Annotated in this window: 6 protein-coding genes; 1 reads left to right on the top strand and 5 read right to left on the bottom strand. The window is 61.9% G+C overall.

Annotation, left to right across the window (positions count from 1 at the left end):
* The first annotated feature begins 347 nt into the window (after nucleotides 1–347).
* Entirely contained in the window at nucleotides 348–2,819 is a 2,472-nt protein-coding gene (locus tag HU762_RS20180) for a TonB-dependent receptor (protein ID WP_186639981.1), read from the top strand.
* A 299-nt stretch (nucleotides 2,820–3,118) separates the two neighbouring features.
* Here the strand turns inward: HU762_RS20180 and HU762_RS20175 are convergent, their stop codons facing one another.
* The 5 genes from HU762_RS20175 to pvdM all read right to left on the bottom strand — a co-directional run bounded on the left by HU762_RS20175 (nucleotide 3,119) and on the right by pvdM (nucleotide 12,596).
* Nucleotides 3,119–7,276: a non-ribosomal peptide synthetase gene (locus tag HU762_RS20175; protein WP_186639980.1), complete on the bottom strand. Its 4,158-nt coding sequence runs from the start codon at nucleotides 7,274–7,276 to the stop codon at nucleotides 3,119–3,121.
* Nucleotides 7,277–7,313: 37 nt separating this feature from the next.
* On the bottom strand, nucleotides 7,314–8,972 hold the full coding sequence (locus HU762_RS20170; protein ID WP_186639978.1) for a cyclic peptide export ABC transporter: 1,659 nt from the start codon (nucleotides 8,970–8,972) through the stop codon (nucleotides 7,314–7,316).
* A gap of 77 nt (nucleotides 8,973–9,049) precedes the next feature.
* Nucleotides 9,050–9,925, bottom strand: coding sequence for a formylglycine-generating enzyme family protein (locus tag HU762_RS20165; protein WP_186639976.1), 876 nt, complete (start codon nucleotides 9,923–9,925; stop codon nucleotides 9,050–9,052).
* 23 nt (nucleotides 9,926–9,948) lie between these two features.
* Nucleotides 9,949–11,229, bottom strand: a complete 1,281-nt coding sequence (locus tag HU762_RS20160) for an aminotransferase class V-fold PLP-dependent enzyme (protein ID WP_186639974.1) — start codon at nucleotides 11,227–11,229, stop codon at nucleotides 9,949–9,951.
* Nucleotides 11,226–12,596, bottom strand: a complete 1,371-nt coding sequence (pvdM, locus tag HU762_RS20155; protein ID WP_186639972.1) for a pyoverdine-tailoring dipeptidase-like protein PvdM — start codon at nucleotides 12,594–12,596, stop codon at nucleotides 11,226–11,228. Before pvdM ends, HU762_RS20160 begins: the two co-directional genes overlap by 4 nt.
* Nucleotides 12,597–12,707 lie beyond the last annotated feature (111 nt).

Here is a 12,707-nt window from a genome sequence, read left to right as displayed (position 1 = left end):
CATCCCAGCCAACATCTCACTCAACAACAGGCCGACGCCCGCGAGCGTCGGCTTTTTTTTAAGTTTATGCGCGAATGATAAATAAACTCATTCCGGTTTTTCCCAAGTGCTGCGTCTTACTAAGGTATGCGGGCAAATCGGCTCGGGCAGGGCAGCCCAGGCGCCGGTTGTGTCCAGGAAAAAATTTAGCCGTCGTCCAGCCGGACGACCGTGCCCGGGGAGGGGCCGGTCGGCCACGCACCGATGCATTGCCCCAGGCAATCGACGGTGCGGGTTCACCCGTGCTGGCGAGCGGCAGGCCCTTTGGCCCCATGGACTTTTCACCTTTACCAATAATAGAGAGCGCGATGTCGGCAATTCATGAGTTGAAACCGTTGTTCAAGGCACTTGTCATGTCCCGCGGCCTGCGTTCGCGCCGGATGTTGACGGGGCTGGGTCTGGTCTGCGTTCTGCCATTTAGCGCCCAGGTGATGGCTGAAGACGTCAGCCTCGACATCCCGGCACAACCGCTGCCGCAGGCGCTGCAAGCGTTCGGCAAGCAGACCAACCAACAAGTGATCTACAACGCCGACGAACTGGCCGGCCTGAAGAGCAACCGCGTCAGCGGCAGGATGAGCCCGCAGGCGGCCATCGCCGAATTGCTCAAGGGCACCGGCGTGCGCCACAGTTTCGAGGGCAACACGTTGATGCTGACAAAGGGTTCCGCCGCCGGAACCCTGGAACTGGGCGCGACCACGGTAAAAGCAGCGGAACTGGAGGCGACGACCGAAGGCAGCCAGTCCTATACCAGCAACGCCGTGACCATCGGCAAGGGCACCCACACCCTCAAGGAAATTCCCCAGTCGATCACCGTGATGACGCGCAAGCAGATGGATGACCAGAACCTGGTCAACCTCAAGGACGCCGTCAACCAGACCACCGGCATCGTCGGCCTGCAGGGCGTCGGCCAGGGCATGATCCTGTCGTCGCGCGGTTTCCAGATCGACGATTGGCAGTACGACGGTGTGCCGATCCCGCGCAACACCTACTCGCTGGGCAACTGGGCGACCCAGGACTTGATCTTCTTCGACCGCCTGGAAATTCTCCGTGGCGCCTCGGGCCTGCTGCAAGGCACCGGCAGCCCAGGTGGGGCCGTCAACCTGGTGCGCAAGCGCGGCCAGAGCGCCCCGACCGTGACCCTGACCGGCAAGGCCGGCTCGTGGGATCACTACGGCCTGCAACTGGACGCTGGTGGCCCGCTGAACGAGGCCGGCAACATTCGCGGGCGCTTCGTCGCCGACGAAGACCAGAGCAATTCATTCGTTGATCATGCCTGGAGCAAGACCCATTCGCTGTACGGCGCGCTGGACATCGACCTGAGCGAAGACACCACCCTGGGTTTCGCGGTCAGCCAATCCAACGGTGAATCGCGCGGCAACATCCGCGGCCTGCCACGCTACGCCGACGGCTCGATGCCGGACGTGTCGCGCTCGACCTACACCGGCGCGCGCTGGAACCGATCGGAAATCGACGTCACCACCTACTACGCCGATTTGGAGCATCGCTTCAATGAGGATTGGGCATTCAAGGTGGGGGGCGTGTATATGAGCGAAGACAACCAGGCGAAGAATCAGCGGACGCAAAATGCCCTTGTCGGTCTCAATCCCGATGGCACCGGTGTGCAATATGCCGACTTCTTGACTGATTTCCAGTCCACCAAAGTGGGGCTGGACATGAATCTGGTCGGCAAATTCGAAGCCCTGTCGATGGAGCAGGAAGTCATGCTCGGCGGTAACTTCTCCCAGTTGGAAACGGATGACAAATACGCCCGGACTTTCAACGCCAGCAGCGACACGATCTTCGATCTGGACAACGACCGCCCGGACATCAGCTATGACAGCTTGATCAACAGCCCGACTGGCCGGGGCGTCCTCAGCAAGTATGACATCCGTCAAAAAGGCCTGTACGGCACCTGGCGCGTCAAGCCGGTGGACGATCTGACGCTGATCCTGGGCTCGCGGGTCAGTTGGTATGACTTCAGCTACAAATCGAAAATCCAAAACTCAGCCGGTATCACACGCGTCGACCCAAGCACCGCAACCGAAACCGGGGTGGTCACGCCCTATGCCGGCATCGTCTATGACCTGAGCCGCGAATGGGCGGTGTACGCCAGCTATACGGATGTATTTCAGCCCCAGACCAACCTAGATCCTAGTGGTTCGGTGCTCAAGCCCATCGTTGGTACCAACTATGAGGTCGGCCTCAAGGGTGAGTTGATGGATGGTCGGGTCAACACTTCGCTGGCTGTCTTCCGCTACGATCATGAAAACCGTGCCGTCAGAATTCCAGGCTGTACCGACTTGAACTGCTCCAGTGCCTCTGGGACCGTGCGCAGCCAGGGTATCGAGGCTGAAATCAGCGGTGAAGTGGTAGACAACTTGCAGTTGTTCGCCGGCTACACCTACAACACCACCAAGTACCTGAAAGACACCGCCAGTAACGAAGGCAAAGTCTTCAGCACCTGGACGCCAAAACACATGCTGCGCGTGTGGGGCAACTACCAGTTCACCGGCGACTGGAGCCGTGTCAGCACCGGCTTGGGCTTCACCACCCAAAGTCACACACTGGTTTACGACTATGATCGTGAAATCCCAGGTTACACCGTATGGAATGCCCGTGTCGGCTACAAGTTGACGTCGGAAATCGATTTGGCAGTCAATGCCAACAACCTGTTCGACAAGACCTACATCACCCCGGCTTACAACCAGCTCAACGGCAACAATAACTTTGGTGATCCGCGTAACTTGATGTTCACCGTGAAGTACACGCCGCAGTTCTGATCATCGCGAGCACAAAAAAACCGACCCGCCATATGCGGGTCGGTTTTTTTATGGGGTTCACCACCAAATATCCGAGCGTACACAAACCCCGTGGCGAGGGAGCTTGCTCCCGCTGGGCCGCGCAGCGGCCCTGAAACCTGGCAACTCGGTGTGTCGATCGTTCCCACGCTCTGCGTGGGAATACCGCCAGGGACGCTCCGCGTTCCGCTTCTGGGGGGTGACGCAGAGCGTCACGGGATGCGTTCCCACGCAGGGCGTGGGAACGATCAGGCCGTGGCCACAGTATCGGTGCGTGGGTGCTATGGCTGTTGTGCCGTGCCGGCCAAAAACACCCCGACCAACGAATCCAGCAACCCCTCATCAAAGATCATGCCCCGATGGCGCAACGGCGAATGCACCGAGCACTGTAACTCGCCAGTCAAGCTATGTTCCCTGACCAACGCCTCGCAAAACGCCAGTTCCTCCGGCGTCTTCTCCGCCTGGGTCCACCAGCAGCTCGGCCTTACCCGTACCGGCTTGAAAGTGAACCCCTCAAAGGCCTCCAGCAACCGATCATGCACCGAGAACGCCTGGGCGTTCATGACCTCTTCCTTGACGCTCTGCACGATCGACAGCAAGTCGCCTCGCTCAGGCTCGATCTGGCCGGCGGCCCACTCATGGAAGGCCTTGACCGAGCTGTCAGGGTGTTCCCGTCGGTAGGTCGCGGTACGTTCCGTAAGGGCAGGAAACAGCAGGTCGAAATACTCAATGGCCTCATGCAGATCCTGCGAAGCCGGGTCGGTTTTTTCCTGCGCAAGCAATTCCCTATGACGTTGCAACGTCACGGGATACAGCTGTTCCGGAATCGTGCTGTCCACCAGCCCCAGGAAACCCACCGTGTGACCCTGGCTTTCCAGCGTCGCCGCGATGTCCAGCGCAATCGCTCCACCCAAGGACCAGCCCATCAAGTAATACGGGCCCTGTGGTTGGCTCGCGAGGATTTCCCGGCTGTAGTCGGCGATCATTTCGTGCCACGCCTCCGGGCCTGCATGGGGTTCGCTGAAGCCGCGGTGCATGACGCCGAAGGTGCGCGCGCGGTTTTGCAGTTTGCGCGCCAATGGCTGGTAGCAGAACACGATGCCCCCGCTGGGGTGCAGGCAAAACAGCTGCGGGGCGCTGGCGGGGGCGTTGTTCAAGGCGACCAGGCATTGTGTCTGTTCGCGGTGTTTGTGCGAGATGAACAGCGCCAGTTCGGCGACGGTCGGGTTGGCCAGCAGTTCTTGCAGGCGCACCGTGATATTGAGCTGTGCCTTGAGGTTGGCGATCAGTTCGATTGCCAGGATCGAATGCCCGCCAAGCTCAAAGAAATTGTCGTCGATGCCTACGCGCTCGACCTTGAGGGATTGTTGCCAGAGCTGCGCCAGGGCTTCTTCCAACTGAGTGCGCGGCGCCAGGTAATGCGAACGCCAAAGATGGGCATCAGGTTCCGGCAAGGCCTTGCGGTCGAGCTTGCCATTGGCGTTGAGCGGCAAGCGATCGATGAACAGCAAGTGGCTGGGCACCATGTAGTCTGGCAACTGCGCCTTGAGCGCGACCAACAGTTCATCGCGCAGCTCGGCGGTGGACGGTTGCGCTGCGATCACGTAGGCGATCAGTTGCAAGCCGCCCGGGCCTTCATGGGTCAGCACCACGCAATCCTGAACCGCTGGCAAGGTTTGCAGGCGCGCCTGGATTTCCCCCAGTTCGATGCGGAAGCCGCGGATCTTGACTTGATGGTCCAGGCGCCCGATGTATTCGATGCTGCCGTCGCTGCGGTAGCGCGCCAGGTCTCCGGTGCGATACAGGCGGCCACCCGGCAGCGGGTCGAACGGATCGGGGATGAAGCGGCTGGCGGTGAGGTCGGCGCGCTGATGATAACCACGGGCCAGGCCGGCTCGGCCGACATACAACTCGCCGGTGCAGCCCTTGGCGACCGGGTTCAGATGCGCATCGAGCAAATACCAGGACAGGTCGATGATGGGCTCGCCGATGGGACTGGCGGCCTCGCAGTGCAAATCGTTCATCGTCAGCGGACGCCAGGTGACATGCACCGTCGTTTCGGTGATGCCATACATATTGATCAACCGTGGCGCCTGGTCGCCGAAACGTTCGAACCAGGGGCGCAGGCTCTGCACATCGATTGCTTCGCCGCCGAAGATCACCTGCCGCAGCCGGTGGACGAGAGGCTGCCGAGGCGCGCAGGCGACCTGCAACAGCGACCTGAAGGCCGAGGGCGTCTGGTTGAGCACCGTGACGTTTTCCTGGCAGAGCAGGGCATAAAAATCTTCCGGCGAACGGCTCACGGCGTGGGGCACGATGACCAGCCGCCCGCCGTGCAGCAGGGCGCCGAAAATCTCCCACACGGAAAAGTCGAAGGCGTAGGAATGAAACAGGCACCACACGTCCCGGTGATCGAAATTGAACCAGTGCTCGGTGGCCTGGAACAGTCGGCTGACGTTGTGGTGCGCGAGCAATGCGCCCTTGGGCTTGCCGGTCGAGCCCGAGGTGTAGATGACGTACGCGAGGTTATCCGGATCCATCGGCACATCCGGATTGTGCTCCGGGTAGGCATTGTCGGTATCGAGCGGATCCAGCAGCAGGCACGTCACGCCAGCGGGCAGCGCCAGTGAATCGCGCAAGTGAGCCAGGGTCAGGACCAGCGTGACGCCGCTGTCCTGGATCATGTAGGCCAGGCGGTCGGCCGGATACGCCGGGTCCAGCGGCACGTACGCGCCACCGGCCTTGAGAATCGCCAGCAGGCCAATGATCATCTGCGGTGTTCGCTCGACGGCAATGCCGACCAGTACGTCTGGCCCGACGCCTTGTTCGATCAGCCGATGGGCCAATCGGTTGGCCTGTCGGTTGAGTTCGGCGTAGCTGATGTGCTGCTCTTCAAAGGTCAGCGCGATGGCCTCGCCTATGCTGGCGGCATGGGTTTCGATCAACCGGTGCAGGCACAGTTCGCTGCGCAGTTGGCTCGGCTGGCGGTTCCAGTCGGCCAGGGTTTTTCGGTGTTCATCGGCGCTCAACAATTGCAGTTCGCCAAGGGCGCATCCGGGCGTCTCGATCAGGCCTCGCAACAGGTTCTGCCAGTGCTCGGCCATGCGCTCGATGGTTTCTGCGCGGTACAGGTCTCGGCTGTATTCGAACGTTGCCAGCACCTGTTGCTGGGAATAACCGACGTCCAGCGACAGGTCGAACTTGGCCTGGTTGTCACCGGTATTCAAAAACTCCAGCGCCAGTTGACCCAAGCCTGGCGCCGACGGTGAGGACGAGCCCGTGCGCCAGTTGAACAAGACCTGGAACAGCGTACCGGCGCCCTGTGCACCGGGACGTTGCAGCTGATCCAGGATCAGCTCCAGCGGATAGTCGGCATGTTCCAGCGCGGCGAGCGACTGGGCGCGCAGGTCCCTGAGGAAATCCCGCGCGCCGCGGGTCGAGTCGATCCGCGCCCGATACACCTGGCTGCTGACGAAAAAACCCACCAGCTCCTGGCTTTCGTGGCTGTTGCGGTTGGCGTTGGGAACGCCGACGGTGAAATCGTTCTGGTTGCTGTACCGAGCCAATAACAATTGCCAGGCCGCCAGCGCCACGACAAAAGGCGTAAGCCCCTCTCGCTGACAGAACGTGTCCAAGGCCTGGACCATTGCCGGGGTGAGAGACGCCTGTACGCGTCCGGCCATGTGTTGCTGATTCGCGGTGCGCGCAACGTCATGAGGCAGTTCCAATGCCGGCAAGTCATGGCCGAGGTAGTCGCTCCAATAGGCGCCACTGCGCTGGCAGGCTGGGCTGCGCACATAGTCGCCGCGCTGCCAGGTCGCGTAGTCGGCATATTGCAGGGGCAACGACGGCAGCGGTGACGGATCGCCCAGCAAGGCCTGGGCATAGGCCTGGGTCATGTCCTGCATCAGGATCGTGTTGGACCAGGCATCGGAAACGATGTGGTGCATGTTGAGCAACAACACATGCTCATCACTGCCCAACCTGAGCAACGTTGCCCGCATCAGTGGCGCCTGGGTCAGATCGAACGGTTGCCGGGCGTGTTGTTCGATGCGCTGTGAAAGCGCCTGGTCCCGTGCCGGCTGATCGAGCGCGGCGAGGTCCTCCCGGTGCAGGAGCAGGCGGGCGTTACGCTCGATTACCTGGGTGGCGGCACCGTCGATTTCAGTGAATGCGGTGCGCAGGATGTCGTGCCGGTCGATGACGCGGTTCAATGCCTGTTCCAGGGCGTCGGCATTCATTTCGCCGGTCAGGCGCAGGGCACGTGGCAGGTTGTAGGCAGATCGGTGCGGATCCCGCTGTTGCTCCAGCCACAAGCGTTGCTGGGCGAAAGACAAGGGCGCGCGGTCCAGCCTGCGGCGGTTGGACCGGGCGTGCATGTCGTCAGCGGCCTCGTCGAGCAGCAGTGCCAGCAGATCATCGTCTAGCAGTTCGTTCATGGTGTTCTCGCGGTCAACAAACATTGCGTCGGCAGGTTCAGGCGAAGGCTGCCGGGGTCTTTTCACTGATGACCTGGCCGGCCTGCATCCGGACCAGTTGGTCTGCGATGTCGAAGTAACGGTCATCGTGGGAAATGACGATGATGGTTTTGCCCAGGGCCTTCAGCTCCGGCAGCAGCTCGGTGTAGAAAACCCGCCGGAACACCGGGTCCTGGTCGGCGGCCCATTCGTCGAAGACCAATACCGGGCGCTCTTCCAGCCAGGCGTTGAGCAGGGCCAGGCGCTTGCGCTGTCCGGTGGAAAGATCGGTGGTGCTGAACACGCCGTCGTGAATGCTGACCTTATGGGCGATCTCCAGGCGCTGCAGGTAGCGGTTGGCGTCTTCAGGCACCTGTTGATCGCCTTGCACCAGTTCATCGAACAGGTAGTAGTCGGCGAAAATCGTCGTGAACAATTGGCGGTAATCGTCGCGGCCGGCAGCCAGTACCGGTTTGCCGTCCAGGAGGATCTCGCCGCCCTGGGGCGAATAAAGCCCCAGCAGCAATTTGATCAGCGTGGTCTTGCCTCCACCGTTCTCGCCGACGATGAACACAATCTCGCCCTGGGCGATGGACAAGTTGATCGGTCCGAGGGCGAAGGCCTGGCTGCCATCGACCGCTGGGAAGGCGTAATGCACGTCACGCAATTCCAGCTGCTGGAGCGCAGGCTTTGGGACGCTCTTGTCGTTGAGCAGCAGGTGCGGCTCCGGCGAAGAGAATTGCTCGGCCAGCTCGGCGATGCGCTTGAAGGCAATGTTGGCGCGGCTGATCACCGGCAGGGTCATCACCAGGTATTCCAGCGGCCCCTTCATGTACAACAACACCAGCACGAAGCCGCTGAGCACCGCTTTGTCAGTGCCCAACCACAGCGACTGCAAGGCCAGGACCAAGCCGATGACCACGAAAAACAGCATCGAGCCGAAGGTCTTGGCGATCACGAAAGTGTTGACCGAGCGGATGTTGGTGTCGCAGATCTGGTCGGCGGTGGCTTCGATACGCTGGCTGAACATGCGCTGGCGGCGTGGGCGATGGATGCGCAATTCCTTGGCGCCGGCGGCGATTGCGCTGTAGTGCTTTTGCAAGGCGTCTTCGGCCTCGCGGGCCGCTTCGAACCCCCGGATGCCACGGGCCCGCGCCACGTATTGGATGACAGTGCCGATCACCAGCGCGACCAGCAACAGCGCAAACATCGGTAACGACAGGTAAGCCAGGTAGCCCAGGCAACCAAGGGTGACGGTGAAGGCGATGGCCAGTGGCGCAAAGGAAAACGCGAAGTTGCTGACCATGTTGACGTCGTGGGTCAGTATCGGGATGAGCCGATGACTGCGGAATCGCTCGATCTGCTCGATGGGCGCCAGCAGGACTTTCTGGCCGAGGGATTTGCGCAGGCTGGCGATGATGTTCTGGCCGACGTGATTGGTGCCGATGTCCGACAGAATCGACGTCAGCAGCGCCGCCACGCACAGGCCGGCGAAGGTTGCCAACACCTGGGGCGTCGGCCCGGCGTCGGCGTTCAAGGCGTCGTTGATGGTTGCCAGCAGGGCGGTGATGCTCAGTCCGCCCAGCATGCCCAAGAGGATGGAGCCTACGACAATCAGCCGGAACGGCTTGAGCAGGCTGAGCACTTCACGCAGGGCACCGCGGGAGTTCGAGATCATGGGAGTTCCCTTTTCTGGGCCGGTGATGGCAATGGTTCAAGGCACGGGCTAAGTGGCGCTAGGCGGGTAGGCACGGCTTACATATCCCGGGCGACCCGGAACCCCAGCCAATCGCCGCGTGCGTCGGCATACACCGCATTGCGGTTGCCCGAACGGGAAAACACCGGCGCTTCGCCCCAATCGTTGCCACGAATGCGCCGTATCTTGCAGTTGCCTGTCAGCGCGGCGCTGCCATCGCTTGGAGCGCCGGCGTAGTTCTCGTTGAAGCAATCGGCGGTCCATTCGTAGACGTTGCCGTGCATGTCGTACACCCCGAAGGCGTTGGGCGCGAAGCTGCCGGCCGGGGCGGTGAAGTTGTAGCCGTCGGCCGCGCCATAGGTGTTGGCGTGCTGAGCGATGCTGTAGTCCTTGCCTTCGTCGAAGGGGAAGGGGAACGGGCCGGTGCTGCCGCCGCGTGCCGCGTATTCGCGCAGGGACTCGCTGACCAACCGGTACTGCTTGCCGGTCTTTTTCGACAACCACGCCACGTAGGCATTGGCCTCGGCGAAGTCCATGCACACCGCCGGGTGTCGGTCGGTGTACTGCTTGCGCGGGTCGCTGCCCTGGTAATCCGGGACGCCGGCCTTGCAGGCGCGACCGGGACGCTTATCGCCATCGGGCATCACGTAGCCGCTTTCTTGAAGGAAAGCGAACCACTCGCCTTTAAGCACTTGGAAGCGGCTGATCGCCAGCGGCTTGGCGAACGTCACCGGATGCATCGGCCCCTCGTCGGGCTCGCGTCCCACTTCGTCTTCCGGGGTGCCCATCTGGAAGGTCCCAGTGGGCAGCACGACCATTTCCGGGCAATCCTTGCAGTCGCGAAAGACCTGGCCCGGTTGCGCGGCCTGGGCGCCGAAGGGCAGCAGGGCGGCGAGGGCCAGTGTCGGGAGTAGCTTCAACGAAAAACTGTTCATCCGTCTCTCTCGATAAGTCAGGTTCAGAGTGTCTTGCCCAGCAAGGTCATGAAGCGATCGATCTCGGCTTCGCTGTTGAGCAGCCCCGGCGCGGTGCGCACCACCGGCCCCGCATCGCGATGCACGGCGTCGGCAATCACGCGGTTCTGCATCAGGTAGGCAGCGATTTCGTCGCTCTTGCGCTCCTTGACGCGGAAGAAGGTGAAGCCCGCCGACAGCTCGGGGCTCAGCGGCGTGACCAGTTCGATCTGCGGCAGTGCCAGCAGTTGTTTTTTCAAGTAGCTGTTGAGGGCGCGGATGCGCGCCTGCACCTCGGCCTTACCCAGTTGCAGGTGCAACTTGAAGGCCTCGTCCGCCGCCCAGCGATGTTCGAAGGCGTGGTAACCGCCAGGCGTCATGGTGGTGGAAAACGCCGTGGCCTCGGAGAAGGTCGGGATGATCGGCGTGACGTACCTGACCTCTTCGCTGCGGCTGCACACCACGCCGGTACCGCGCGGACCGAACATCCATTTGTGGGTGCCGGCGATGAAGAAATCGCAATTCATCGCCGGAAAATCCAGGTCCTCGACGCCGAAACCGTGCACGCCGTCCACCACATAAATGATTCGCTGTTCATCGCTGCGGCCCTGGTTGTGCTTGTCCACCAGGGCGCCGATCTTGCCGATCGGCAGCTTCACGCCGCTGCCCGAATGCACCCAGGTCATGCCCAATACGCGGGTTTCAGGGCGAATGTTGCGGTCGATGGCCGCGAGGATTTCCTCATGGCTGGCGCTGTGGGCGTTTTCGAACAGTTTGATCTTGCGCACCCGGGTGCCTTCCCGTTGCTTGCGCAAATCGAGAATGGTGTGGGTGGCGTAGTGTTCATGGGCGGTGGTGAGGATTTCCTGATCGGGCCGTACATGGACGCCGCCGTAAATCATTGCCAGGCCTTCGGTGGTGCTGCCGGTCAGGGCGATCTGTTTTGGGGTCGCTTGCAGGTAGCGGCCGGCCCAGGTCCGTACGTTTTCCTCACGCTCTTGAGTGACGCCCAAGTCCCAGTCCATCAACAGCCCCGGGTTTTTATCCAGCGCGGCACGGTGCCGTTCGATGGCCTCGCGCACGGGGCGCGGGTGGGTGGTGATCAGGAAGTTGGAGAAGTGCAGGTAGTCCGGGTCCTGGTTGAACAACGAGCGCAACTGCGCCCATTTGTCCCGGGACAGCGGCGGCAATGGATCGGCAACGGCAGTGGATGGCAGGCTGGCGGCTAAGGGCAAGCCAGCGGCGAGAATCCCGGCTTGCTTGAGAAACGTGCGGCGTTCGTTCATGGCTGGCCGACCTTCTGGGTCGAGGCGATGGCGGGGCGGGCGGCTTTCTGGACCTGATCCCAGACCCGCAGGAAGTTGCCGCCCCACAGCTTGGCGATGTCGGCCTCGGAGTAGCCACGCGTCAGCAGTTCGGCGGTGACGTTGCGGATGTCGCCGACGTTCTCCCAGCCCTTCACGCCGCCGCCTTCGTTGAAGTCCGAGCTGATGCCGACGTGGTCGATGCCGATCTTGCGCACGGTGTAGTCGATGGCATCGCCCAGGTCCTTGAGGCTGGCCTTGGGTTCCTCCTCGAGGATGCCGTAGAGCTGGCCGGCGTACTCGCCGAACTTCTGTTCCGGCCATGCGGCAATGATCGGGTCGCCCGGCATCAGCGCCATCGCCAGGTTGGGCAATGGCGGCAGATCGAAGCGTGCGCGCAGGGTGTTGAGTTTGTCCTGGGTCTTTTGCGTCAGCGGGCGCAGGTATTGGGAAAAACCGACAATTTGCACCACGCCGCCGCTGGCCTTGATCAGCTGCATTTCCTTGTCGCTGAGGTTGCGCGGGATGTCGACCATCGCCCGTGGCGCCGAATGGGAGGCCACCAATGGCGTACGGCTCAGTTGCGCGACTTGCTCAAGGGCCGGGGTCGACATCTGCGACACGTCGATGATCACCCCCAGGTCGTTCAGGCGTTTCACCGCTTGCTTGCCAATGTCGGAGAGACCGCCGAGGGCGTCCGGCGAATCATTGAAGAACGGCAGCGGCCGCGAAGAATCGGCCCAATCGTTATTGCCGATGTAGCTGAAGCCGAACATGCGCATGCCCCGCGCCGTCCACAGGTCGAGCAGGCTCAGGTCGTTGCCCAGTGGATAGGCGTTGAGCATGCTGATGAAGATCGCGAACTTGCCTTCGCCGTGCAGGCGTCGGAAGTCATCCGGGGTGTAGGCGATGGCGACCTGGTTGGGAAAGTCCCGAACCATGCCGGTGATGATTTTGTAACGCACTTCCTGCTGGTTGCGCGCCTCCTCGACGAAGCCTGCGGTGGGCTTGTGCGGCGCGTTGGGGCCGTTCCACAGCTCGGGCCAGCCGAAGATGGTCAGGGCCGCGCCAGACAAGTGGCCACGATTGGCTTTCACCAGGTCGAACTGGCCGCTGCCGTCCTTGTCGGCTTCATTGCCGGCGGTGCCGAAATCCAGCGGCACGGTGATGTGGCTGTCGAAGGACAGCAGGCGTTCGTGCAACTCCCTGGCCTCTTTCATCACTTTGACCGGGTAGCCGGGATTGTCCCGCCACCAATGGTCCCAGGCCGCGAGCCCGCCACCGACGACCAGCGCCAGGGCCAGGGGTACGCCGATGAACAGAGCCTTTTTCGAACGAGGTGTTGTCATTGCCGATCTCAGTCTGGTTCGCCTTGGAAGAACAGGCTCGAGGGCCTTTGCTATCTGGGGGGAACGAGCGGTAGGGCGGGAAATTTAGGGGCCTGCATCATCGCCATCGTC

Source organism: Pseudomonas sp. SWRI92 (assembly GCF_014268685.1).
Lineage (GTDB): Bacteria > Pseudomonadota > Gammaproteobacteria > Pseudomonadales > Pseudomonadaceae > Aquipseudomonas > Aquipseudomonas marvdashtae.
The sequence above is the reverse complement of the archived record's forward strand: the minus strand, read 5'-3'. Positions and strand labels throughout refer to the sequence as shown.

Excerpts from the sequence above, each read along its gene's own strand:
- HU762_RS20160 (WP_186639974.1), bottom strand. The coding sequence starts at position 11,229 with ATGAACGAACGCCGCACGTTTCTCAAGCAAGCCGGGATTCTCGCCGCT.
- HU762_RS20180 (WP_186639981.1), top strand. The coding sequence starts at position 348 with ATGTCGGCAATTCATGAGTTGAAACCGTTGTTCAAGGCACTTGTCATG.
- HU762_RS20170 (WP_186639978.1), bottom strand. The coding sequence starts at position 8,972 with ATGATCTCGAACTCCCGCGGTGCCCTGCGTGAAGTGCTCAGCCTGCTC.
- pvdM (WP_186639972.1), bottom strand. The coding sequence starts at position 12,596 with ATGACAACACCTCGTTCGAAAAAGGCTCTGTTCATCGGCGTACCCCTG.
- HU762_RS20165 (WP_186639976.1), bottom strand. The coding sequence starts at position 9,925 with ATGAACAGTTTTTCGTTGAAGCTACTCCCGACACTGGCCCTCGCCGCC.
- HU762_RS20175 (WP_186639980.1), bottom strand. The coding sequence starts at position 7,276 with ATGAACGAACTGCTAGACGATGATCTGCTGGCACTGCTGCTCGACGAG.